15 protein-coding genes are annotated in these 25,153 nt (G+C 74.5%); 6 read left to right on the top strand and 9 right to left on the bottom strand.

Features of this window, described 5'->3' with window-relative positions:
• Positions 1–15 precede the first annotated feature (15 nt).
• A complete protein-coding gene (guaA, locus tag BM242_RS01115; protein ID WP_093836680.1) occupies positions 16–1,608 on the bottom strand; it encodes a glutamine-hydrolyzing GMP synthase in 1,593 nt (530 codons plus the stop codon).
• Between the two features lie 367 nt (positions 1,609–1,975).
• On the opposite strand from guaA, the gene BM242_RS01110 reads away from it, so the two are divergent.
• Both BM242_RS01110 and BM242_RS01105 read left to right on the top strand, forming a co-directional pair.
• Positions 1,976–2,341 (top strand): chorismate mutase, encoded by a 366-nt coding sequence (locus BM242_RS01110; protein WP_093836679.1) that lies wholly within the window; start codon positions 1,976–1,978, stop codon positions 2,339–2,341.
• Between the two features lie 706 nt (positions 2,342–3,047).
• Complete coding sequence (locus tag BM242_RS01105) at positions 3,048–4,223, top strand: LAETG motif-containing sortase-dependent surface protein (protein WP_093836678.1); 1,176 nt, start codon at positions 3,048–3,050, stop codon at positions 4,221–4,223.
• 134 nt (positions 4,224–4,357) lie between these two features.
• On the opposite strand, the gene BM242_RS01100 is transcribed toward BM242_RS01105, so the two are convergent.
• From BM242_RS01100 to BM242_RS01075, 6 genes are all read right to left on the bottom strand, one after another.
• On the bottom strand, positions 4,358–6,262 hold the full coding sequence (locus tag BM242_RS01100; RefSeq protein ID WP_093836677.1) for a GMC oxidoreductase: 1,905 nt from the start codon (positions 6,260–6,262) through the stop codon (positions 4,358–4,360).
• 75 nt (positions 6,263–6,337) lie between these two features.
• On the bottom strand, positions 6,338–7,912 hold the full coding sequence (locus BM242_RS01095) for a succinic semialdehyde dehydrogenase (protein WP_093836676.1): 1,575 nt from the start codon (positions 7,910–7,912) through the stop codon (positions 6,338–6,340).
• Positions 7,913–8,058: 146 nt separating this feature from the next.
• Positions 8,059–9,714 carry a serine/threonine-protein kinase gene (locus tag BM242_RS01090; RefSeq protein WP_093836675.1) on the bottom strand — a complete coding sequence of 552 codons (1,656 nt, stop codon included), beginning with the start codon at positions 9,712–9,714 and terminating at the stop codon, positions 8,059–8,061.
• Between the two features lie 147 nt (positions 9,715–9,861).
• Positions 9,862–13,119, bottom strand: a complete 3,258-nt coding sequence (locus BM242_RS01085; RefSeq protein WP_245833722.1) for a protein kinase — start codon at positions 13,117–13,119, stop codon at positions 9,862–9,864.
• A 130-nt stretch (positions 13,120–13,249) separates the two neighbouring features.
• The gene (locus tag BM242_RS01080; protein ID WP_093836674.1) at positions 13,250–16,219 is read right to left on the bottom strand and encodes a serine/threonine-protein kinase; all 2,970 of its coding nucleotides are present in this window, start codon (positions 16,217–16,219) and stop codon (positions 13,250–13,252) included.
• 109 nt (positions 16,220–16,328) lie between these two features.
• A complete protein-coding gene (locus tag BM242_RS01075; protein ID WP_093836673.1) occupies positions 16,329–18,059 on the bottom strand; it encodes a glycerol-3-phosphate dehydrogenase/oxidase in 1,731 nt (576 codons plus the stop codon).
• A gap of 311 nt (positions 18,060–18,370) precedes the next feature.
• Between BM242_RS01075 and BM242_RS01070 the strand changes: the two genes are divergently transcribed.
• The gene (locus BM242_RS01070) at positions 18,371–19,693 is read left to right on the top strand and encodes a nucleotide sugar dehydrogenase (RefSeq protein ID WP_093836672.1); all 1,323 of its coding nucleotides are present in this window, start codon (positions 18,371–18,373) and stop codon (positions 19,691–19,693) included.
• Between the two features lie 24 nt (positions 19,694–19,717).
• Here BM242_RS01070 and BM242_RS01065 read toward each other — a convergent pair whose 3' ends face one another.
• Positions 19,718–21,046, bottom strand: coding sequence for a hypothetical protein (locus BM242_RS01065; protein WP_139238232.1), 1,329 nt, complete (start codon positions 21,044–21,046; stop codon positions 19,718–19,720).
• Positions 21,047–21,262: 216 nt separating this feature from the next.
• On the opposite strand from BM242_RS01065, the gene BM242_RS01060 reads away from it, so the two are divergent.
• The 3 genes from BM242_RS01060 to BM242_RS01050 all read left to right on the top strand — a co-directional run bounded on the left by BM242_RS01060 (position 21,263) and on the right by BM242_RS01050 (position 23,907).
• Positions 21,263–22,735 (top strand): alkaline phosphatase PhoX, encoded by a 1,473-nt coding sequence (locus tag BM242_RS01060; protein ID WP_093836670.1) that lies wholly within the window; start codon positions 21,263–21,265, stop codon positions 22,733–22,735.
• 168 nt (positions 22,736–22,903) lie between these two features.
• Positions 22,904–23,599, top strand: coding sequence for an alpha/beta fold hydrolase (locus BM242_RS01055; RefSeq protein WP_139238231.1), 696 nt, complete (start codon positions 22,904–22,906; stop codon positions 23,597–23,599).
• Positions 23,596–23,907, top strand: coding sequence for an alpha/beta fold hydrolase (locus BM242_RS01050; protein WP_093836668.1), 312 nt, complete (start codon positions 23,596–23,598; stop codon positions 23,905–23,907). The genes BM242_RS01055 and BM242_RS01050 overlap by 4 nt, the downstream gene beginning before the upstream one ends.
• On the opposite strand, the gene BM242_RS01045 is transcribed toward BM242_RS01050, so the two are convergent.
• Positions 23,885–25,000, bottom strand: coding sequence for a GuaB3 family IMP dehydrogenase-related protein (locus tag BM242_RS01045; protein WP_093837263.1), 1,116 nt, complete (start codon positions 24,998–25,000; stop codon positions 23,885–23,887). The genes BM242_RS01050 and BM242_RS01045 overlap by 23 nt on opposite strands.
• Positions 25,001–25,153 lie beyond the last annotated feature (153 nt).

The raw sequence follows: 25,153 nt of genomic DNA, 5'->3' as shown, positions 1-25,153 counted from the left end.
AGTGAGGGCCGGGCGTCACTCCCACTCGATGGTGCCCGGGGGCTTGCTGGTGATGTCCAGGACGACCCGGTTGACGTCCGGCACCTCATTGGTGATCCGGGTGGAGATCCTGGCCAGCACGTCGTACGGCAGCCGGGACCAGTCGGCGGTCATGGCGTCCTCGGAGGACACCGGGCGCAGCACCACCGGGTGGCCGTAGGTGCGGCCGTCGCCCTGCACGCCCACGCTGCGGACCTGGGCCAGCAGCACCACCGGGCACTGCCAGATGTCCCGGTCCAGCCCGGCGGCGGTCAGCTCCGCGCGGGCGATGGCGTCGGCCTCCCGGAGCAGGTCCAGACGCTCCCGGGTGACCTCGCCGACGATCCGGATGCCGAGCCCCGGCCCGGGGAACGGCTGGCGCTGCACGATCTCCTCCGGCAGGCCGAGTTCCTGGCCGACCATCCGGACCTCGTCCTTGAACAGCTTGCGCAGCGGCTCCACCAGCTCGAACTGAAGATCCTCGGGGAGACCGCCGACATTGTGGTGCGACTTGATGTTGGCCGTACCGGTGCCGCCGCCCGACTCCACCACATCCGGATAGAGCGTGCCCTGGACCAGGAAGCGGACCTCCTCGCCCAGCTCCCCCGCCTCGGCCACGATCTCGGCCTGGGCCTGCTCGAAGACCCGGATGAACTCCCGCCCGATGATCTTGCGCTTCTCCTCCGGGTCGGTCACCCCGGCGAGCGCGGCCAGGAAACGCTCGGAGGCGTCCACCACCCGCAACTGGGCCCCGGTGGCGGCCACAAAGTCCTTCTCCACCTGCTCGGTCTCGCCCTTGCGCATCAGCCCGTGATCGACGTAGACGCAGGTCAGCCGGGAGCCGATGGCCTTGTTGACCAGGGCGGCGGCAACCGCGGAATCCACCCCGCCGGACAGCCCGCAGATCGCCCGCCGGTTCCCGATCCGCTCCCGGATGGCGGCCACCTGCTCGGCCACGATGGAGCCCGTGGTCCAGGTGGGCGCCAGCCCCGCGCCCCGGTAGAGGAAGTGCTCCAGAAGCTGCTGGCCGTGGGTGGAGTGCAGCACCTCGGGGTGGTACTGCACACCGTAGAGCCGCCGCTCGTCGTCCTCGAACGCGGCCACCGGCACCTGCTCGGTGGCGGCGGTGACGGCGAAACCGGGCGGCGCCGCCGAGCAGGCGTCGCCGTGCGACATCCAGACCGTCTGCTCCTCCGGTGTGCCCTCGAAGAGGGTGGAGCCGGTCCGGGTCACCGACAGCCGGGTGCGGCCGTATTCGCGGGCGCCCGTGTTGTCCACCGTGCCGCCCAGGGTCTGGGCCATGAGCTGGAAGCCGTAGCAGATGCCGAAGACCGGCACACCGGCCTCGAACAGCGCGCGGTCCAGACCGGGCGCCTCCTCGGCGTAGACGGAGGAGGGGCCGCCGGAGAGAATGACCGCGGCCGGCCGGCGGGCGAGCATCTCGGCCACCGGTGTGGTGGACGGCACGATCTCGCTGTAGACCCGGGCCTCGCGGACCCGGCGGGCGATGAGCTGCGCGTACTGGGCACCGAAATCGACGACCAGGACGGTGTCGGGGGCATCGGGGGTGTCGGTGCCGGGCGCGCCCATGCCGACGCTCTCGCTTGCGCTTGCGTGCGCGGTTTCGCTTGCCACGGGGGTGTTCGGCCTTCCGGCGGTGGGTGCAGAGCTCCCAGAAACTGGACTGGGGGGATACCGCGAGTCTACCGGCCTGCGCCGTCTCACCATCCGGCCGTCGCGGTGCCGCCGCCGGGCGGCGGTGGCATACTCGGCCCCATGCAGCACCGCACCCGCTTCTTTGGTTATGGCACCCGGCCCGGCCGGCTGCCATACGAAGCGCTGCGCACTGCGTAACACGGACAGCGACTTCAGGCGCCCCGGGCCTTCAGGCCCGGGGCGCCTCGCCGTCACGGGCCGGGGGCGGGGCCGGACTCGGACCCGACAGGAGACGGCAGTCATGACGGCAGCGAAGACAACGACAGCGGAGCCGACGGCGACGACGGCAGCGGCGGCGGCAGCAGCAGCGGAGCCGGCATCCGGTGCGGCGGGCGCGGACCGTACCGGAGCGCGGAGTGCGGAGGCGGCGCAGGCGATCGGCGATGCCCGGGAACGCATCGACACCCTGGACGACCGGATCATCGGCCTCATCCAGGAGCGGATGGCGGTCTCGGAGGTGATCCAGCGCTCCCGCATCGCCTCGGGCGGGCGCCGGGTGCACCTGGCGCGCGAGATGGAGATCCTGGGCCGCTACCGGGACGCGCTGGGCCGTCCCGGCACCCAGTTGGCCATGACGCTGCTGGAGCTGTGCCGCGGCCGTATTTGAACCGGCGTGCCCGCGCGTCACTCGTACGGAGCGTGACCCCGGTTCCCACGGCTTCGTTGAACCGGATGCTCCGGCGCGATGAGACGCGCGGCCTCCTCCCGGTGCGGTGAGGCAGCGTGTCGTGGGACCTCGCTCCGGCGCGGTGGCCGGGCAGCAGGGGACAGCAGACCGGTCACAACGCAGTGGCCGGTTCCCGGGACGCCGGGGACCGGCCACTGTCCGTGTCCGGGGACGAGCACCGGGTGCCGGAATCCCCCAGAAGCGCGGACCGGCGGCCGGGACAGCCGGATTGTGACCCTCGCGTACACATTCGTCATGACATGACCCTTGCCCGCAGCCCTCACGTCGACCACCATGCAGGCAGCGCTTCCGGAATCCCGGCCCTCCGGGCCGTCCGGTCTCCGGTGCGGTCTCCGCCATGGGCGGACCAGGACCGCGGTGTCTCCCCCGGGCACCGCGCGGTCGGCGCTGGTGCCGCCCTGTCGCCAGTGCCCGCCGAAACCCCGGCACCGCGTCTCCCCCCAAGACGCGGGCCGGGGTTACCCGTTTCACGATGCGTTCACGCCGACCACCGTGAGCCGTGATGTCTTCGTGATCAAAGTGAGGGCAACAAAAGGTTTGAGTGGCGGGTCCAACCATCGTCATGACTCGTGCGGGTTCCCGCGATACACAGCGTCGCGGTCCCCGCGGTAACCGAAGGACTGATATGAAGCTGCGTCGCGCAGTTGCGACCGCGGCGGCCACCGCCGTCATAGCCCCGGCCGCACTCTTCGTCGCCTCGCCGGCGTTCGCCACCGAGTCCGAGACCTCCACCACGGGGGAGCAGACCGGGAGCAGCGCGGAAGGCACGACCGGAGAGGGCAACGGCTCCACCGGCGACACCGGGGACAGCACCACCGGAGACAGCACCACCGGCGACACCGGCGACACCGGCGACAGCACCACTGGCGACACGGGGGACAGCACCACCGGGGACACCGGCGACAGCACCACGGGCGACACCGGCGAGACCGGAGACACTGGTGACACCGGTGACACCGGTGACACCGGGGACACCGGGGACACCGGGGAGACCGGGGAGACCGGAGACACGGGCGACACCGGGGACACTGGAGACACGGGCGAGACCGGAGACACGGGCGACACCGGGGACACCGGCGAGACCGGCGAGACCGGCGGTGAGGGCGAGGACAACCCGCCGGTGGGCGTGGTCTGCGACCTCGACGACAGCATCACCAGCGAGCTGGTCGGCCTGCCGGAGAGTGTCGGTGCGGGCACCGGCTACCAGGAGTTCCAGCTCGTTCTGGGCAACAGCTCCGACGAGGACCTGGCCATCTACCCGTACGTCAGCTTCGAGCAGTACACCTACGACATCGTGGACCTGGACTGGGAGGAGTGGGACGACTCCTTCCTCGGTCTGCTGGACGTGGAGTACAAGAGCGGCGACGAGTGGAAGGCCATTCCGCACACCGCGGAGAACCTGGCCGGCTACTTCGGCTATGTGAACGTCCCGGCCGGCAGCGAGCACACCATCGACCTGCGGTTCGAGATCGCCGGGGACGCCCCCGACGGCTGGGCGCTGGGCCTGGCGCTGGGCGAGTACTGGACCACCGAGAACGAGGAGTGCTCCGGCAGCGAGTACTACTGGTACGCGGTGGAGGTCGTCGCCAAGGACGCCGAGCCCAAGGGCGGTGACGCCAAGCCGCAGGGTGACTCCAAGCCGATCGAGAAGAAGCCGGCCGGCGACCTGGACGAGCTGGCCCAGACCGGCGCCAACTCCAACCTGCCGATGTTCGCGCTGGCCGGTGCGGCTGCCGTCGCCCTGGGCGCCGGCGCGATGTTCGTGGTCCGGCGGCGCATGAGCGCCGGCTCCGCGGCCTGATCACTGTCTGATCACCGCCGCGTCCACCGGGCACTTCGGGGCCCGTCCCGGTTCTTCCGGGGCGGGCCCCTGCTCTTGCCCTGCTCGTCTTGCTCAATCTGCTTGCCTTGCTCCTGCCGCGGGCGCGACGCCGGTCAGTCGCCCACGGTCCGCCCGGGCCGGGCGGCCGGGAGGCGGGGCACCGGCAGCAGCGGGAGGCGCAGCGCGGCGAACGCCTCTCCGGGCACCGCCGGGTGGCGCGGCTCCACCGCGCCCACCCTCCGGTACTCCTCCCCCTGGGCCGGCCGCGGGTCGGCCTCCCCCTTGTTGGGCCACAGCGCCATGGCCCGTTCCGCCTGGGCGGTGATGGTCAGCGAGGGGTTGACGCCCAGATTGGCGGAGACCGCGGAGCCGTCCACCACCGAGATGCCCGGGTGGCCGTAGAGCCGGTGGTAGGGGTCGATGACGCCGCTGTCCGGATCGGCGCCGATCGGGCACCCGCCCAGGAAGTGCGCGGTGAGCGGCATCCCGGTCAGCTCGCCCACGTTCGTCCCGGCGAAGCCGTTGATCTCCGCCGCCACCCGCCGGGCGGCCTCCGCGCCCTCGGGTATCCAGTCGGGGTTGGGCGCGCCATGGCCCTGCCGGGCGGTGAGCAGTCCCTTCCCGATCCCCTTCGGTTTCCGGTAGGTGATCAGCGAGTTGTCGTGGGTCTGCATGACCAGGCCGATGATGGTCCGCTCCGACCATCCGCGGGGGTTGCGGGAGGCCAGGGTGATCAGCGGGTGGCGCAGCGAGGTGGCGAGAAAGGCGAGCAGCCGGGGCGTCCGGCCGCCGCGCCGGAACTGCTTGATGGAGAGCAGGCTCATGGCGTTGGAGCCGCGCCCGTAGCGCACCGGCTCGATGTGGGTGGAGTCGTCGGGGTGCACCGAGGAGGTGATCGCCACGCCCTTGTGGAACTCCGGCACCGCCTCCTTGCCCCAGCGGCGGCGGTAGCGGTAGCGCAGGGTGCTGGAGCCGACGAGGGCCTCGGAGTTGGTGCGCGTGAGGTGGCCCAGCCGGCCGGAGAGGCGGGGCAGTTTGCCCTGGTCGCGCATCCGGTGCAGCAGGGTCTGGGTGCCGTAGGTGCCGGCGGCGATCACCACATGGCGGCTGCGCAGTACGCGCTGCCGGCGGCGCCGGCGGTGCGGCATGGCGGTGGTGGGCACCACGGTGACGGCGTAGCCGGCCGCCGGTCCGTCCGTGCCGGGGAGTTCCTCGACGGCGGTGACGGTGGTGAGCGGGTGGATGACGGCGCCGGCCCGCTCGGCGAGATGCAGATAGTTCTCGTTGAGGGTGTTCTTGGCGCCTTGGCGGCAGCCGGTCATGCACGCGCCGCATTCGGTGCAGGCGCGGCGGGCGGGTCCGGCGCCCCCGAAGTAGGGGTCGGGGATTTCCTCGCCGGGGCGGGCGGTGCACGCGCCGTCGGCGTCCCGGCCGTCGCCGAAGAAGACCCCGACCGGCGCGAGATGGAAGGTGTCGCCGATGCCCATCTTCTCGGCGGCGGCCTTGAGATGGATGTCCGAGGGGGTCATGGTGGGGTTGATCCGTACCCCCAGCATGCGCTCGGCCTGGTCGTAGTAGGGGCCCAGCTCGTCCTGCCAGTCGGTGATGCCGGCCCACTGGCGGTCCCGGAAGAAAGCGGGCGGCGGCACGTAGAGGGTGTTGGCGTAGTTGAGCGAGCCGCCGCCGACGCCCGCGCCGGCCAGCACCATGACGTTGCTGAGCAGGTGGATGCGCTGGATGCCGTACAGGCCGAGGCGCGGCGCCCACAGGTAGTTGCGGATGTCCCAGGAGTTCTTGGGCAGTTCGTGCCGGGCGAAGCGGCGGCCGGCCTCCAGTACGCCGACCCGGTAGCCCTTCTCGGTGAGCCGGAGCGCGGCGACGGAGCCGCCGAAGCCGGAGCCGATCACCAGCACGTCGTAGTCGTACTCGTCGTGGCCGTCGTGGCCGTCGTGGCCGTCGTGGTTGCCGGGGCCGTCGTGGTTGCCGGGGGCCGGGGACGCGTCGTTGCGTGGGGACATGCGGTTTCTCCCGGGGAGGAGCGAGGAGCGAGGAGCAGAAGGAGCAAGGCGCCGGGAAGCGGGGAAAGCGGCGGTTCAGCGGAGGCGGAGGGTCTTCATCAGCCGCAGCGAGCCGGAGATGAAGCGGGCGTACTGGCGGTCGTCCATGCCGAAGGACGGGGCCAGCGGCAGCACCCGCTGGTGGGCGATGGTCTGCGGCTCGGTGTACTTGTGGATGCCCTCGGCGCCGTGCCGGCGGCCGAGGCCGGAGTCGCCCATGCCGCCCATGGGGGCCTGCACGCTGCCGTAGGCCGCCGCATATCCCTCGTTGATGTTGACCGTGCCGGTGCGCAGCCGGGCGGCGATCCGCCGTGCCCGGGGCGCGCTGCGTGACCAGACCGAGGAGTTCAGCCCGTAGGGGGTGGCGTTGGCCCGTTCCACCGCCTCGTCCTCGTCCCGGAAGCGGTAGACGGAGACCACCGGGCCGAAGGTCTCCTGCTCGCACACGGCCATCCCGGGGGTGACCCCGTCCAGGACGGTGGGCTCGTGGAAGTACGGACCGAGGTCGGGGCGCGGATGGCCGCCGGCCAGCACGGTGGCGCCGTTGGCCACCGCGTCCTTGATGTGCCGGAGCACGGTGTCGAGCTGGGCCTGCGAGGCCAGGGAGCCCATGTCGGCGCCCCAGTCCAGGCCGCCGCCGAGGCGCAGCGCCCGGGTGCGGGCCGTGAACCGCTCCAGAAAGACGTCGGCCACGGACTGGTGGACATAGAGCCGCTCGACGGAGATGCAGAGCTGCCCGGCGGAGGAGAAGCAGGCCCGGACCGCGCCGGCCGCCGCCCGGTCCAGGTCGGCGTCGTCCAGCACCAGCATGGCGTTCTTGCCGCCGAGTTCCAGGCTGGCGCCGACCAGGCGGGCGGCGGCGCCCTGCGCGACCGCCCGGCCGGTGGCGGTGGAGCCGGTGAAGGAGAGGTAGTCGGCGTGTGCCACCACGGCCGGGCCGACGACCGGGCCGGCGCCGATCACCACCTGCCAGACGTCCTCGGGCAGCCCGGCCTCGATCAGCAGCCGGCGGGCCCACAGCGCGGTCAGGGCGGTCTCCGTGTCGGGCTTCATGACCAGGGCGTTGCCTGCCACCAGGGCGGGCAGGGCGTCACCGGCGGAGAGCTCCAGCGGGTAGTTCCATGGCGCGATCTGGCCGACCACGCCGCGCGGATGGCGAAGCTGACGGACCCGGGTGAGGACCGGGATGCTGCCGGTGTGGCGCCGGGGCCTGAGGTAGGCGGGGGCCTTGCGGCCGTAGTGGCGGGCGGCCATGGCGACCGCCTGCACCTCCTCGTGGGCGTGCAGCCGGGCCTTGCCGGTTTCGAGCTGGATCAGGTCCAGGATCTCGTCCTGGCGGCGGAGCATCAGGTCGTGGAAGCGGAGCAGGACGGCGGCGCGGCGGCGGACCGGGAGCGCCGCCCAGGACTGCTGGGCGGCGCGGGCGCGGTCGAAGGCGCCGGCCACCTCCGGCACGGTGGTCTCGGGGAGTTCGGCGAGCCGCTCCCCGGTGAGCGGGCTGTGGCAGGCGGTGCGACCGCTGCCCGGCACGCCGCGGGTGAGGCGGGCCACCAGTTCGGGGGTGACCACCCGGGCAGCGTGGGTGCGTGCGTCGTCCAGCGCAGTCGTCATGTGCGGAGGGTAGAAGGCACGGTCGCCCGCTGCCTACCCATCGGTAACCACTTTTGCGCGAAAGTTGCCAGCGATCACTGGCAGCAGCCTCCGGGGGCTCGCTCTCTTCCCGCTGCGCGAGGCGGCCTCCGTCCCCCGCGGCCCGCTCACTCCTCCCCGGGCGGGTCCCCGGATCTGTCCAGACCCGGGATCCGCAGGTGCTCGACCACCTCGTCGAAGAGTTCCTCGCCCAGGTCGCGGGCGGCTCCGGGCTCGCCCGGCATCCGGACCTGCATCCGCCACATCTCGCCGGTGTCCTTGTTGCCCACGAAGAGCGAGCGGCGCAGTGTCCGTGGCGTGCCCTCCTCCGCGCCCCGCCAGACGAAGAGGAACTCCATCTCGGCCGCCGGATGGCCCCGGAACTCGCGGGCCGAGTAGCCGCCGTCGTTCTCCCCGTAGTCGGAGTTTCCCCGGTCGCTGACGAACTGGTCACCGGCGGCGACCAGCGGATCCCGCTCCTCGCCCGCCCAGTGCCAGACGGTGATCCGGTAGAGGCGGTCCGGCGAGTCGTAGTCGATGATCCGGACGGGGTTCTCCACCGTCTCGTCGACCTCGGGGACGGTCCGGTCATAGCCCTGGGGCATGCCGATCGACAGGGCGACGACCGAATTCTCGTCCCGCACCTCCCAGTGGGCGGGCAGACCACCGTCCCCGCCGAACGGATTCAGCAGCACCGCCAGCACGGCCAGCACCACCACCGCGGCCAGCCCGCCGCCCAGCCCGGCCCGGGCCCGGCGGCCGGCGGGCAGCAGCCGGCCCGGCAGCCCGGAACGGTCCCCGGCGCCGCCGTGCCCGTTGCCGCCGTACCCGGCAAAGGCACGGGTCGGCGCGGAGCCGGGGTGCGGCTGCGGCGGGCTGACGATCCCCCGCAGCACCTGCCGCGCCTCCCCGGCGTCCGGACGGGCCGAGGGTTCCTTGCGCAGCAACTGCATGATCAGCGTGGCCAGCGGCCCCTTGCCGCGCGCCGGGACCGGCGGATCGGCCGAGAGCACCGCCTGGAGCGTGGCCGGGGTGGTGTTGCGGCGGAACGGCGACACGCCCTCCACCGCGCAGTACAGCAGCACGCCCAGCGACCACAGGTCGGACTCCGGCCCCGGGCGCCGGCCCAGCACCCGTTCCGGCGCGATGTACTCGGGGGACCCGACGAAGGAGCCGGTCTCGGTCAGGCCCTGCTCGCCCTCCACCCGCGCAATGCCGAAGTCGGTCAGCACCACCCGGTCGTTGCGGCCCAGCAGGACATTGGCCGGCTTCACATCCCGGTGCAGCACGCCCGCCTCGTGTGCGGCGGCCAGCGCGTCCAGCACGGCCAGGCCGATCCGGGCGGCCTCGCGGCCCTCCAGGGTGCCGGAGTCCAGCACCTCGGCCAGCGACTCGCCCCGCACCAGCTCCATCACCAGCCAGGGCCGGCCCTGCTCCAGAACCACGTCATGCACGGTGACGACCGAGGGGTGGTCGATCCGGGCGGCGGCCCGCGCCTTGCGCCGCATCCGCTGGGTGAGGTTCTCCCGCTCCCGCTCGGCGACCTGCTCCGGCAGCCGCGGCTCCTTCACCGCGACCTCGCGCTCCACCACCTCGTCATAGGCCCGCCAGACGGTCCCCATACCACCGTGGCCCAGCCGGGCGATCAGGCGGTAGCGCCCGCCCAGCAGGCGCACCGGCAACTGCTCGTCGCGCTGCGTCGGCACGCCGCCGGGCGGGGCCGCCGCGGGCGGCCGGAGACCGTAGCTGGTGGTCTCGTCCACCGGTTCCCCCTCGTCTGCCATGGCCCCCTGCATACCGCATGGAAGGGAAACGCCACCAGCCGGGGCCGCGACTCGGGTGACGACTCGGTGCGATGGCGTCACGCGCCTGTGACACATCGCCCCCGCCCCCTGCGGGCCGTCCGGGCGATGGCCGGCCCGGGGCGGTGCTCAGTCGGTGATGGTGTAGCTGCTCGCGATGGTCTCGTAGATCTCGTTGATCTCGTCGCGCTGCTCCTCCCGGCCGCGCAGCAGCACCACGTGGTACTCCCCCTCGATCAGCGCCGCGTAGTTGCGGGCCACCCACTGCACACCGCCGGACTTCCAGCCGAAGATGCCCTGGGCAAAGGCGACATTGCCCTGAGTGCCCTCCCGCAGACCGCCGGAGGACTGCCAGATGGCGCTGCGGAACTCGGCCAGCTCCGGTTCCTGCTCCATCTGGTACTCCGACGGGTCGTCGCCGAACTCGCCCATGTCGTCCCGGCCGGGAACCACCGTCAGCACCAGATCGCCGCTGACGAACTGGACCTGACCCTCCAGGGTGCCCGTCCGCCGCTCCCAGCCCTGCGGGATGTTCAGGGCGAAACCGGCCTCGTCCTCATGGCGGGTGAAGCCCTCGGGCGGCGGGCCGGGTCCCTCGACCGGGCCGGAGGGCGTCGGGTCCTGCTGGCCGGTGGGACCGGGCGTCGCGTCCTCGCCCTCCTCGGCCTCCTCGCCGCTTCCGCCGGCGGGCCCGGCGCTCTCGCCGGACGGCTGGTCGCCGGAGGTGCCCGCACTCTGCCCGGTCTGCTCCTGGCCGGGGTTGGCGCTGCCGCTCCCGCCGGTCTCGGCGGTCTCCATCAGAAACAGCGCATAGGCCATGGCGCCGGCCACGCCGAGCAGGATCAGCGAGAGCAGCACCCAGCCCAGACGGCGCGGGCTGGACGCGGTGCGCCGCTTGCGGCGGGAGACCAGCTCGCCGCGGCGGCGGATCACCGGCAGCCGGTGCGGATCGGCGGGCTCGCCCGGGTTGAGCATGGGCGGGGTGGCGGTGCGCAGCCCGACCGTGGGGGCCGGGGCGGAGCGGATGATCGAGCGCAGCCAGCCGGCCAGTTCCTCGGTGGAGGGGCGCTCGGTCGGGTCCTGGCGCAGCAGCGACTCGATGACCGGGCGCAGCGCCCCGCTGTCCTCGGCGAAGGCCGGCTGCTCGGCGCAGACGGCCTGGGTCAGCTCGGCGGCATTCTCCTCGGGGTAGGGCGGGTGGCCCTGGACGGCGCGGAAGAGCAGCGCGCCGAGCGCCCACAGATCGGCTGCGGGGCCGACCGGCGGGGCGAGCCGCCAGTGGTCGTAGACCGGCCCGGCCTGCTCGGGCGCCCAGCGCTCGGTGACCGCGCCGACGGTGGTGATGCGGGCCTGCCGGGCCCGCTCGGCGGCCCGGGCTCCGTCCGGGCCGCGGTAGCGGCGGCCCGGGTCCGGGATGTGGCCCGTACCGGCCGGCCGCTCCGAAGCCTGCCACGGAGCCGGGCCAGGACCGGAGCCGGGGCCGGGGCCGGGGCCGAGGGCTGCGGGGGACTGCGGGCGGGCCGACGGCACGCCGCTCGGCACCGCCGAGGCCCAGCTCTCGGCCTCCCGGCCGGGGGCCGGCAGGCCATGGCCTTGGGAGCCGTCGGCGGCGCCCTCGGGCCGCGGCGCCCGGCGCGGGCCGGGGGCCCAGCCGCCGCGGGGGACACCGTCCGCACCGCCGGGCGGGAGCTCCCGCCCGGCGTCCGCGCCGCCGGACCGGGCGTCCGGGGCGGACAGTTCGGGCGGTGACACACCGTCATCGGCCGCCAGCCCTTCGCGCGGCGCGCTCTCCGCAGCGCCCGGCACCCAGGCACCGCCGCCGCGGGGCAGTTCGTGCCGGGCCGCGGAGCCGGCGTGCGGGGTGCCGGGGGCAGGGGTTTCCCAGCCGGTGCGGACGGGGTGGCTGGTGCGGTGCCGGCCGGGCAGCCCGGCCGGCCCCTCGCCCTGCGGCTCCGCCGCCGGCTGCTCACCGGACTCGGTGGACGGCGGCCGGCCGCGCTCCGCGGCGTCCGCGCCCGCGCGGGCGCCCGCCCGGTAGGCGGCGATCGCACCGCTGCGGCCGGCGCGTTCGACGGCCGCGGGTGAGGGCCGGTGCGCCTGCGGCTGCCGGCCGTACTCCTGGCCCGCGTTCACCGCCTGCTGGCGGGCCCACTGCTGAGTGGACTGCTGCGGGGACTGCGGGCCGGCCGCATCTGCCGCGCCGGGCGGGCGGGCGCCCGGCCGGGGGTCGGGCCCGGGCTCCGGCGCACGGCCGCCCTCGAAGTCCCAGCTCTCCGGGAATCCGGTGGCGGCCTGCGCCGGCCGGTCCTCGACGGGGTGCCGGGCGGGCATTCCGCTCTGCTGACGCATCCGGGCCACCAGGTCGGCCGCGCCGCCGCCGGGGCGCCGCGCCGGGGTCTGCCCCGGCTCCCGCGGTCCGTAGACCACATCCGGCTCCGGGCGGGGCTCGCCCGGCTGGGGCGGGCGGTGCACGGTGAGTTCCTGCGGCCCGTAGACCACGCCGGGCTCGGGGCCGGCGGGCAGCGGCTCGGACTCCTCGGCCGGCCGGCCGACGGAGGACTCCGGTCGCGGTCCGGGCGGCCCCTGCGGACCGAAGCCGGGCAGCGGCTCGGGACCCTTGACCAGATTCGGCCGCGGCTGCGGCTGCGGCTGCGGGTGCGGCTGCCGGTCCGGCGAGGGCTGCGGCGCGGCGGGGCGGGAAGCGCCCGGCGGCAGACCCTGACGGGCGGGCGGCGGGGCTATCGCCCCCTCCGTCGGGACGCCCGGGCCGCCCGGGGCGTCGTCGTCCGTGGTGCTCAGCGGGAACGGGTCGTAGCCGCAGAGCACTTCCTCGGCCGCGCCGATCGCCAGCCCGGTGAGCATGGCCCGGCCGTCCTCGCAGACCAGCACCGTGCGGGCGGTCAGATTGCGGTGCACCCAGCCGCTCGCGTGCACCACCCGCAGCGCGGACAGCAGATCGGCGGCCACCTCCGCCGCCCGGTAGGGATTCAGCCGCTGTTCGGCGAGGAGCGCGGCCAGCGGCCGGGCCGGCACGAGTTCGCTGACGATCCACAGACCGTCGCCCTGCACAAAGACGTCGTAGACCTGGTCCAGCCGGGGATGGTCGGGGAGCCGGGCGGCGGCGGCAGCGGCCTCCACGGCGCGCCGCACCACCGGATCGTCCGGGGTGCGGGTGGCCCGCTCGCTGGCGCCCCGGAAGCCTCCGGCCAGCGTCTCCGCGTCCACCACCTCGGGCAGCGGCACCTGACGGACCAGCACCTCCTGGCCGCTGGCGGTGTCGTAGGCCGCGCACTCGGCCAGCTCGAAGCCGTCCGTGGGGGGCTTGGGCAGGCGGTAGCGGTCGGCGAGCAGCCGGCCCGCGTACTTGTCCACCACGCCGCCCCTCATCGCGGTGCCTCCCCACATCTCCCGTGGCCGTTGGCGACCAAACACTCACGATACGTGCCGCGGGCAGACTCCGCCCACAGACCGTCAACTCCTTGTTCGGTTGTGCCCGGGTCGTGATCGGCGCGGGCCGTCAGTCGGTCAGCGGCTGGAAGGTGCCGAACGCGGTATCCCGCAGCGTGCGGCAGTCATTCCCGTCCCACTCGGCCGCAACACACGTGATCATGATCGCGTAGCCGTGGCCGTCGTCCACCCGGAAGCCGCGGTTGAGGACCTGCACCCGCGTGCCGTCCTCGGTGCGCCGGAACGCCCAGTCGGCAACGGTCGGATAGTCCCGCCATTCGACCGGCTCGATGCTGAGATGCTCGTAATCCGTGCTGTTCTGCCGCACGGCCGGTTCCTGGAGCCGCCAGGCGGTCTCGGCGCTGTCCCCGGGACGGTCGGTGAAGTCCACCTGCACCCAGGGCGGCCCGCCGCCCGGCGGCCCGAATATGGCGCCGGAGTTCTCCCCCGCCACCCCGTGCTGCACCCAGTCCTCGGGCAGCGCGATGCTGAACTCGAACTCGGCGCTCACCGTCCGGTTGAAGCCGGACGGCGGGTCGCTGGGGAAGGTGAAGTCCCCGTCCCGGTCGGGCTGGGTGCCGGGCGGTCCGCCGGTGTCCGGATCGGGCCGGCCGGAGTCGCCGCCGCCATCGGACTGGTCGCTGTCCTGGTCCTCGGGGCTGCCGGTCTCCTGGCCGCCGCCTGTGCCGGTGCCGCCCTCGGTGGTGCCGTCCGCGTCGCCGGGGGCGTCCGTCTCGTCCGTGCCGCCGGTCTCCTCCGGCCCGTCCTCCTTCTCGTCCGTGCCCTTGCCTCCGGTGGCGGCGCCGGGCGACTCCCCGGGGTCGGCGGAGCCACCCCCGGCGAGCTGGGTGACCGCGACCACACCCACCGCGGCGACCAGCAGCGCGGCCAGCACGGCGAGCAGCAGGACGCGGCGGCGGCGCCCCGGGCCGCCGCCCGGCGGGCGGGGCGCGATCGCGCCGACGGAGGTGCCGGTGGCCGGTTCGGCGCCGTCCCCGGCCGGGCCGGGCGGCGGCGCCGACGGCCCGGCGGGCGGCACGACCGGCACCGGCTGCGCGGGGGTGTTGTCCGCCTCGGACGGGGACGACCCGCCCGGCGGCAGCACCGGCGGGCCGAAGCCGGGCGGCGGTGTCGCCGGGGCGGCCGGGACGGATGACGCCCCGTCGGAACCGGACCCGGAACCGGACCCGGGCTCGCGCGGGGCGGACGGCGTACCGAGCAGGAAACCCGCCGTGCTCCCGCCCCCGCCGCCGCCCGGCCCCTCGCCCGCGGCGAGAACGGCCTCCAGCCGACGGCGGGTGCCCGGCTCGTCCAGCCGCCGCTCCGGGTCCTTGGCCAGCAGTCCCTCGATCACCTCGGCCAGCGGGCCGGCGGACTCCGGGACCTCCAGCGGATCGTTCATCACGGCGGCCAGGGTGGCGATGGCACCGCCCTTGTCGTACGGCGGGCGGCCCTCCACCGCGCAGTACAGCAGCGCGCCCAGCGACCACAGGTCGGCCGGCGGGCCCAGTTCCTCACCGCGCGCCCGCTCCGGGGAGATGTAGGAGGGCGCGCCCACCAGCATGCCGGTGGAGGTGATGGAGGGATCGCCCTCCACCTTGGCGATGCCGAAGTCCGTCAGCACCACCCGGCCGTCCTCGTCGGAGATCAGCACATTGGACGGCTTGACGTCCCGGTGCAGGATGCCGACGCGGTGCGCGGCACGCAGCACGCCCAGCACGCTCAGCGCGATGGCGGCGGCACGGAGCGGCTCCAGCGGGCCCTGCTCACGGATGATGTCGGCCATCGAGCGGCCCTCGATCAGCTCCATCACTATCCACGGCCGGGCGCCCTCGTCGACCACGTCGTAGATGGTGACCACGCCCTGGCTGCGGATGGCGGCGATGGCCTTGGCCTCCCGCAGGGTGCGGGTGATCAGCCGGCGGCGCTCCAGGTCGTCGACGCCGGGCGGCAGGCGCAGTTCCTTGACCGCGACCGAACGGCCCAGCATCTCGTCGGTGGCGCGCCAGACGGTGCCCATGCCGCCGCGGCCGACGACCGGGCCGAGCCGGTAACGGCCGCTCAGCAGCCGGCCGCGCGGGGCCGGGGACCGATCCGGACGCGGTGCGGGCGGATGGTCCGGGCTGCCGACGGGCTTGCGCGGCAGCGGTACCACGGCCCGCGGGTCGTCCGGGCCGGCCGCCGCCGGGGACGGCTCCGGGGAGGATTCCGGCGCCGGAGCGGCCTCGGGCGTCCGCTCGGTGCGGGCCGGCTCGGTGGGCAGCTCCTCCAGGGGCAGGGCGTGGGCGCGGGCGGGCTCCGCGGGATCCCGCTCGGCGGGCGGCGGGACCGGGAAGGAGTGGGAGCGCTCGGTGCGCCCCGTGCCGGCCTCGGAGGCGGCGTCGGAGGCGGCGTCGGCCCGGACCTCGGCCTCGGCTTCGGCTTCGGCTTCGGAGGCGATGTCGCCGAGAACGACCGTGCCGAAATCGCCGGTGCGCTTGTCCTCCGGGCCCAGCGTCACCGTGCCGCGGTCATCACCGGCACCCCCGGCGTCCTCGGGACCGAGAACCACCGTGCCGAAATCCCCGGTGCGCTTGTCCTCCGGGCCCAGCGTCACCGTGCCGCGGTCATCACCGGCACCCCGGGTGTCCCCGGGGCCGAGAACCACCGTGCCGAAATCCCCGGACCGGTCGCGGGAGCCGCGCGGGCCCGGCACGGCGTCCCGTGGCTCGTCCCGCACCGCCGCGTCCTGGACCTCGGTTTCGGCGTCCTCGTCGTCCGCGCCGTCATCGTCATCCGCGTCATCCGCGCCGTCCCCGTCATCCGCGGTGTCGACGGGAGAAGCCTCGGCCGTGGGCAGTTCGGCCTTGCGCAGGTCGATGGCGGGCGCTTCGTCCGTGACCTCGTCGGCATCGCTGAACACCTGGGTACGGACGATGCCGTCGTCCGCGGCCTCAGCCGCCTCCGGCGCCCCGTCCGGCGGCTCTCCGCCCTCCGGCGCCGTGCCCCCGCCGGGCCCCGCCGCGTCCCGTGCCTCTCGATCCCCGCTGTACTCGCCCATGCGCCATGTCCCCTCCGGCTTTCCGCACATTGTCGCCTATCCCTGCGACAGCGCCACCGCAGGGGCGTTCGATCCCGGCATCAGTTGTCACGGACAAGTCACCGCGGGATCACAGCGGCACGGTGTCCGGGGCGCCCAGCCGGGCCGCGTCCGCCGTCCGGTCGTCCGGCTGGAGCTGCGACTCCCGCTCCGCCTCCACCCGCTTCTCGTAGTGCCGCACCTCGCGCTCGATCTGCGGCTCGTCCCAGCCCAGCACTCCGGCCATCAGCCCGGCGCACTCACGTGCGCTGCGGGTGCCCCGGTCGAAGGTCTCGATGGAGATCCGGGTGCGCCGGGTCAGCACATCCTCCAGGTGACGGGCGCCTTCGTGCGTGCAGGCGTAGACGATCTCGGCCCGCAGATAGTCGTCGGCGGCGGGCAGCGGCTCGCCCAGCCTCGGTTCACGTTCGATCAGTTCCAGCAGTTCCTCGGTCAAGGATCCATAACGGTTGAGCAGATGCTCCACCCGCGCGCTGTGCAGGCCGGTCCGGCCGGCGATCCGGGCGCGCGCGTTCCACAGCGCGTGGTAGCCCTCGGCCCCGGCCAGCCGGACCTCCTCGGTGCAGCAGTCCGCGACCCGGATGTCCAGACCGTGCACGGCGGCGTCCACCGCGTCCTTGGCCATCACCCGGTAGGTGGTGTACTTGCCGCCGGCCACCACCACCAGACCGGGCACCGGATGGGCCACGATGTGCTCCCGGGACAGCTTGCTGGTGGCGTCCGACTCACCGGCCAGCAGCGGACGCAGCCCGGCGTACACCCCCTCCACGTCGTCCCTGGCCAGCGGGGTGGCCAGCACCGCGTTGACCCGCTCCAGCAGATAGTCGATGTCCGCGCTGGACGCGGCCGGATGGGCCTTGTCCAGGTCCCAGGCGGTGTCCGTGGTGCCGATGATCCAGTGCCGGCCCCAGGGGATGACGAACAGCACGCTCTTCTCGGTGCGCAGGATGAGCCCGCTGGAGGAGTGGATGCGGTCCCTGGGCACCACCAGATGGATGCCCTTGGAGGCCCGGACATGGAACTGCCCGCGCTCGGCGATCATCGCCTGGGTGTCGTCCGTCCACACCCCGGTGGCGTTGACGATCTGCTTGGCGCGGATGTGGTGGGTGCGGAACCCGCCCCGGCCGTCGCGTTCCTCCAGATCCTGGACGGTGACGCCGACCACCCGCTCGCCCTCGCGCAGAAAGCCGGTCACCCGGGCCCGGTTGACGCACTGCGCCCCGTATCCGGCGGCGGTGCGCACCAGGGTGGCCACATAACGGGCGTCGTCCACCTGGGCGTCGTAGTACTGGAGGGCGCCGACCAGGGCCTCGCGGCGCAGCGCGGGTGCCACCCGCAGCGCCTGACGTCTGGTCAGATGACGGTGCAGCGGCAGCCGGCGGCCGTGCCCGGCGGAGACCGACATGGTGTCGTAGAGCGCCACGCCCGAGCCGGCATAGGCCCGTTCCCAGCCCCGGTGCCGCAGCGGATAGAGAAAGGGCACCGGCTTGACCAGGTGCGGGGCGATCCGGGAGAGCAGCAGCCCGCGCTCCTTGAGCGCTTCGCGGACCAGGGCGAAGTCCAGCATCTCCAGATAGCGCAGCCCGCCGTGGATCAGTTTGCTGGACCGGCTGGAGGTGCCGGAGGCCCAGTCCCGCATCTCGACCAGGCCGGTGGACAGGCCGCGGGTCACGGCGTCCAGCGCGGTGCCGGCGCCGACCACGCCGCCGCCGACGACCAGGACGTCCAGCTCCCGGCCGGGGGCGGTCAGGCGGGCCAGCGCCTCCGTGCGCTCCGCGGGTCCCAGTGCCGCTGTCTTCACAACAGTGCCTCCTCGCCTCGCCGGTACCGGCCGTCATGAGCCGTCATGCTCCGCTGCGCCGCTCTCCCGGTGTTCCTCCGGTCCTGCGCCCACCCCACCTTGTGCCCCGGCGGCCGGTGCGCCTCACCGCCTGTCCACGGGTACCGGGCCGCCACGCGATCAGATGACTGACAATCCACCATATCTTTCATATATCCCCTTAAGCTGACACTCGCGCCCGCACTGTCCATGGCGACGTTCCTCCGCGACGTTCCCCGCGAGGGCCGTGCGACGCCGCTGTGGCACTCGAACCGGGGAAGGAGCTGCCGCACATGCCCGCAGATGTCGCCGTTCTCGGCCTGGGGCACCTCGGTCTGCCCGCCGCGCAGGCCACCACCGCCGCCGGTATGCCGACGGTCGGTTTCACCCGGGACGCACGGGCCGCCGCCGCGCTGACGGCCGGCCGGGCGCCCGCCGAGGGCCCGCTCACCGCCGCCGAGATCCGCCGCATGCTCACCGGGGGGTTCACCGTCTCCACCGACCCGGCGGTACTCAGCAGGGTCCGCACCGCCCTGATCTGCGAGCCCGCCCCGGCCCGCCCGGACCGGCTGCTGGATCTGACCGCCATCGGCGAGGCGGCCCGCGTCCTGGCGCCCAGGCTGCGTCCGCACACCCTGGTGGTGCTGGAGTCACCGGTCTGTCCGGGCACCACCGAGGAGCTGGTCAGACCGCTGCTGGAACAGGGCTCGGGGCTGCGGGCCGGCCACGACTTCCGGCTCGCCTGCTCGGCGGGCAGCCGGGCCGAGCCGGGCGGTCAGGCCGCCGGCGGGCCGCGGGTGATCGGCGGTCTCACGCCCGCCTGCACCGAGGCCGCCGCCGCCTTCTACGGCCGCTTCGCCGAAAAGCTGATGCGGGCGCGCGGCCCGAAGGAGGCCGAGACCGCCCGGGTGCTGGAGACCAATCTGCGCCATGTGCAGCTCGCCCTGGTGAACGAGATGGCGGTGCTCTGCCACGAACTTGGCGTCGATCTGTGGGACGTGCTGCGCTGCACCGACCCCGCCCTCACCGGCACGGCCGCCGCGGGCGGCCCCGGCGCGGGCCCCGGCGGCGGCGGCCACGCGGGAGCGCTCCGGCCCGGGCCCGGCACCGGCACCGGCGGCCACACCGGGCCGATCGACGCCGGGCTGCTGCCCGGCCTGCGCCGCGGCTCGGGCCGCCCGCTGCGGATGGTGGAGCTGGCCCAGGAGGTGAACGCCGGCATGCCGCACTACGTCACCCAGCGCGCCGCCGCGCTGCTCAACGAGCACGGCAAGTCGGTGCGCGGCGCCCGGGTGCTGCTGCTCGGCGTCACCTCCCGGCCGGACGCGGCCGACCGGCAGGGCGCACCGGCCACCGAGATCGCCTCCCGGCTGCGGCAGCTCGGGGCGCAGCTCAGCTATCACGACCCGCTGGTGCCGCACTGGCGGGTGGCCGGCCGGCCGGTGACGCACGCCGGTGAGCTGTGCGAATCCCTCTACGAGGCCGCGGCCCTGGCCGATCTCACCCTGCTGCTGCAGAACCACAGCACCTACGACCTCCAGGGGCTGGCCGCCAAGGCGCAGCTGCTGTTCGACACCCGCGGCGTCACCCCGGCCGGTGCGGCACACCGGCTGTGACGCCCGGCCGGGCGCGGCGGACCGTCAGCCGTCCGCCGGACCGGACGGCTCCGGCCACTCCTGCCATCCCTCGGGCGGCTCCCGGTCACTCCAGTAGTCCGGATCACCGGCCGCCGGATCGGGGTCCGGCAGCCACCGCTCCCACCCGCCGGTCTCCCCGTCGCGCAGCCAGCAGTCACCCGGCGGCCCGGCGTCGTCCCCCGCCCGGCACCAGTCCCGGCCGGTGGCCACCGGCACCGGCACGGGCACCGGCGCGTCCGTGCCGCAGGACGTCACCGGGCCCCGCGCCGGCCGGCTGCCGCCGTGCTCCGCCCAGCGCAGCGCCACGCAGTACAGCGGGTTGCCCCGCTCCTCCCCGGCCCCGGCCGCCCGGGCGGCCTCCGGCCAGTCCAGTTCCCCGGGGAGCAGACCCACCAACAGCAGCGCCTCGGCGGTCCCGGCACCGGAGCGGTAGCCGAACAGCAGGCCATGGTGTTCCGCGGCGAGACCCGCGAGACCGTTGAGGCCGTCGGGGCCGGCCGGGCCGGCCGGGCCGGACCCCCCGGCCGGCAGCGCAGCCGACAGCGCAGCCGCGGACAGCTCCCCGTGCAGCCGGTGTCCCCGGGCCGCGGCCAGCGCCCGGGGATCGGTGCTCTCCGACCAGCAGCCGCTCCCGGGCTCCGGCTCGGCCGGGCATCCGCTCCCGTCGCCGCCCCGGCGCCCGTCGTCCTCCGCGCAGTCCCGCCAGACCGGCCCGGCCGCGGACCCGCCGTCCGGTGCCGCGCCCAGCCGGCCCTGCACCACACCGCAGACCGAGACCAGCCCGCGCCCCTTGACGAAGCCGAAGCCGCTGTACTCGGCGTCGAAGCGGACCCGGGCCCGCACGGCATCGCCCTGCCAGCGCAGTTCCAGCAGCCTGCCGCCGCGCCGCTCGGCCAGCTCCCGGACCGCCACCCCGTCCGGCTCCGCACCGTCCTGGCCCGCCAGCAGTTCGGCGTAGTGCCCGGCGAACTCGGTCAGCCCGCCCCGGGCCCGCTCCCACGCCTGCCGCTCGGCCCGGTCCGCCTGGTTTCCCGCGCCCTTGAGCGCCAGCAGCAGCAGGCCGATCCCGGCCCCGGCCGCGAAGAACAGCGCCAGCGCGGTGAAGCCGCAGCCGGCCAGGCAGCCGCCTACGGTCCGGCCCGGCCGCCGGGCGTCCCCCGGACGCGCCGGGGCGGCAGCGGGCTCCTCCCAGTCGTCCACCGCGCCGGTCCTGATCCCGGAGAAGCCGCCCGGCTCTCCCGGGGTGCCGTGTCCCGCACGCTCCCGCCGCACGTCCTCCGGCCCCGTCCCGGGCGTTGCGCCGTGCCGGCTCTCGTCCCCGTCACCTGCCACGTGTCTCTCCGTCCAGCGGTGCCGCCCCCGGACCGACGCTAGGTCCGTCACGGTGCCGTGCCGAAGACCCGGACGGCACCCGTGATCAGTCCGTACGCCGCACGCAACCGCCCGGTGACCGGGCCCCACCCCCCGAGCGGGCTATGTCCGGATTCGGTCCGTGGCGTGTCGTGTGCCGTTCAGGCCATGTTGGCCGAAAGACGACACCCTGAACGCATGAGCACGTCAGAGGTACACACGGATCTCAGCCGGAGGGGTTTCGTCCAGGCCGGCGCGGTCGCCGGTGCCGGGGTGGCGCTGGCGGGCAGCACCGCGGTGCTGAGCAGCGCGCCGGGCGCGCTCGCCACCGGCCGTGAGGACGAGCGGCAGCCGGGCTACGGCCCCCTGGTGCCCGATCCCGACGGCATCCTGTCCCTTCCCGCAGGCTTCTCGTACCGGATTCTCACCCGGGCCGGCCACACCCGGCTGGACAGCGGTGAGGCCACGCCGGAGCGGCACGACGGCACCGGCGCGTTCCCCGGGCCGCTCGGCACCGAACTGCTGGTGGTCAACCACGAGCTGAAGGGCCCCCGCTCCGGCTGGGCCCATCCGGTGCCGCCGGCCCCCGGCCTGGTGTACGACCCGGCGGCCTCCGGCGGCTGCACCGTGGTCGAGGTCGCGGACGGCGGCGCTCATGTCACCGAATGGGTCGGCCTGGCCGGCACCTCCACCAACTGCGCGGGCGGCACCACGCCCTGGGGCACCTGGCTGACCTGCGAGGAGAACTCCGACCGGGCCGGCGAGCGGGGCATGACCAGGGACCACGGCTATGTCTTCGAGGTGGACCCGGGCGACCGGGCGGCGAACCGCGACCCCCGGCCGGTCAAGGCGCTCGGCAGATTCGACCACGAGGCGGTGGTGGTGGACCCCGGGCGCGGCCATCTGTACCTCACCGAGGACGCCGCCGGGCCCAACGGCCTCTTCTACCGCTGGACCCCGCCGCCCGGCTTCCGGCACGGACGCGGCGCGCTGCGCACCCTGGCCGAGGACGCGGGCCGGCTCCAGGCGTTCCGCTGCTTCGACTCCCGCGGCCGGTTCGTGGACGACCTCTCCCGGGCCGGGCGGATCGGCACCGTCTACGGCGTGGACTGGGTGGACGTGCCGGACCGGGACGCCCGGCGGACCCCGGTGCGCAGGCAGTTCGCGGACGGCCGGGTCACCCGCGCCCGCAAGCTGGAGGGCATGTGGTGGGGCGAGGGCGGCGTCTTCCTCGTCTCCTCCTACGCCCGGGCCGAGGACAGCCCCGGCACCCCGCACGACGGCCAGGTCTGGTTCTACCAGCCCCGGCGGCGCACCCTCACCCTCCGGCTCCGCTTCGGCCTCGCCCCCTCCCCCGCCGGGGCCGGCCTGACCCACCGCCCGGACCGCCCGGACCGCCCGGACGGCCCCGACAGCATCACCGTCTCGCCGTACGGCGGGCTGATCATCGCCGAGGACGGCCGCGGCCACCAGCATCTGTTCGGCGCCACCGACGACGGCCGCACCTACCCGCTGGCCCGCAACGAGGTGAACACCGGCACCGCGGCGGAACCGGAGTACTCGGAGTTCGCCGGAGTGGTCTTCTCGGGCGACGGCCGCACGCTGTACGCCTCGATCCAGCGGCCCGGCATCCTGCTGGCCATCACCGGCCCCTGGCGGCGCCAGAAGTAACGCGCCGCCGGGAGCTGCCCACGGGGGACGGCCGGGGCGGCGGGAGCAGCTCCCCTCCCGCCGCCCCGGCCCGCTGTTTCGAACACCGGTGGCACGGGGTGCGCCGGGTGACCTTTCCGGCGCGGCGCTCGTTGACGATCCACGCGCGGACGATCTGGGAGGCATCACGTGACCGGGCCCGGCAGCAGCACACTGGCCGAACGTCCAGCTCCCGGCGAGACGGAATCCGTCACCGTCCGGGTCCATTCCTGGCGGGGATACCGCTGCGAATCACGGATCGTGCGGGCGCCGCGGGCACGGCCGGCGACGCCGGTGGTGCTGATCGGCGGCGCGATGCAGCGCAAGGAGGAATGGGGACGGCTGGAGCGCCGGCTGCTGGCACACGCCGATGTGGTCGGCGTCGATCTGCCCGGCTGGGGCGCCGGCGACCTGCTGCCGGAACAGCACGGCGCGGGCTTCCTGGCCGATGCGCTCGCCCATATGCTCGCCGAGCACGGCCTGGACCGGGTGAACGTGCTGAGCGGCTCCTACGGCACGGCCGTCGCCTACCGGCTGGCGCAGGCCCATCCGTCGCGGGTGGCACGGATGGTGCTGCTCTCCACCATGCAGCGCATCACCGGGCACGCGCGCCGCGCCATGGACCGCATCCTGGAACTGGCGGACGCCGGCACCGACCGGGAGTCGCTGGCCGAGGCCTGTGTGGCGCTGCTGATGGGCGGCGGGCCGCAGGGGCCGGAGCCGGCCGCGGCCGTGCAGTCCGGGGCGGCGGTGCGGCGCATGCTGCTGCACCGCTTCCGCTCCGCCACCTGGGACGAACTGCGCATGCATCGGTCAACACCCGGCGGCTGCTGCGCCACCGGATGATCGATCCGGCGCTGGGCCGCCCGGCCGGTCCGGTGCTGGTGGCCATCGGCGAGCATGACACCTTCACCCCGCCCCGGATGGGCCGGGAGCTCGCCGCGACCTGCCGGGAGAGCTGGTTCGCGGAGGTCCTGCGGGCGGACCACATGGTGCATCTGGAACGCACCGCCGAGGTGGCCGACCTGGCCGGCCGCTTCTTCGCCGGCCTGCCCATCACCGGCCTGCCCTATCTGCGCCGCGCCGAATGTCTCTCCCCCGCCGCCGCGGCGGCGGGGGCCGCGCAGCCGCTCAGCGGGAGCGGGCGACCGTGACCTCGACCCGCTGGAATTCCTTCAGGTCGGTGTAGCCGGTGGTGGCCATGGCCCGGCGCAGCGCGCCGAAGAGGTTCATCGAACCGTCCGGCGTGTACGAGGGGCCGGTGAGCACCTGCTCGGTGGTGCCGACGGTGCCCAGGTGCACCTTCTTGCCGCGCACCACGTCCGCGTGCACCGCCTCCATGCCCCAGTGGTGGCCCTCGCCGGGCGAGTCGGTCGCCCGGGCCAGCGGCGAACCCATCATCACCGCGTCCGCGCCGCAGGCGATCGCCTTGGGCAGATCGCCGGACCAGCCCACCCCGCCGTCCGCGATCACATGCACATAGCGCCCGCCGGACTCGTCCATGTAGTCCCGCCGGGCCGCGGCCACATCCGCCACCGCGGTCGCCATCGGCACCTGGATGCCCAGCACATTGCGGGTGGTGTGCGCGGCGCCGCCGCCGAAGCCCACCAGCACCCCGGCCGCGCCGGTGCGCATCAGGTGCAGCGCCGCGGTGTAGGTGGCGCAGCCGCCCACGATCACCGGCACGTCCAGCTCATAGATGAACTGCTTGAGATTGAGCGGCTCGGCCCGCCCGGAGACATGCTCGGCCGAGACGGTGGTGCCGCGGATCACAAAGATGTCCACGCCCGCGTCCACCACGGCCTTGGAGAACTGCGCGGTGCGCTGCGGCGAGAGCGCGGCGGCGGTGATCACCCCGGCCTCCCGCACCTCCCTGATCCGCCGCCCGATCAGTTCCTCCCTGACCGGTTCGGCGTAGAGCTCCTGGAGCCGCCGGTTGGCCGTGGCCTCGTCCAGCCCGCGGATCTCGGCGAGCAGCGGCTCCGGGTCCTCGTAGCGGGTCCACAGCCCTTCCAGGTTGAGCACGCCGAGACCGCCGAGCCGGCCGATCCGGATCGCGGTCGCCGGGGAGACAACCGAGTCCATGGGCGCGGCCAGGAACGGCAGTTCGAAGCGGTAGGCGTCGATCTGCCAGGCGATCGAGACCTCCTCCGGGTCCCGGGTGCGTCGGCTCGGCACCACGGCGATGTCGTCGAAGGCGTACGCCCGGCGCCCGCGCTTGCCGCGCCCGATCTCGATCTCAGTCACGTGCTGAACCTTTCGTGATGCGGTGCGGACCCCGGTGTCCGGGCGGCGGCGGGGCCGGCCGGACGCTGGTCCGCCCTCCAGTATGTCGGGGGGCGCGGACATGCCGCCGCCCGCGGTGCCGGCCACGCCGGGTGGCCGGTGCCGCGGGCGGCG

Source organism: Streptomyces aidingensis, assembly GCF_900112355.1.
Taxonomy (GTDB): domain Bacteria; phylum Actinomycetota; class Actinomycetes; order Streptomycetales; family Streptomycetaceae; genus Streptomyces; species Streptomyces aidingensis.
Note: the sequence above shows the minus strand (reverse complement) of the source record. Positions and strands in the feature narration are given on the sequence as shown.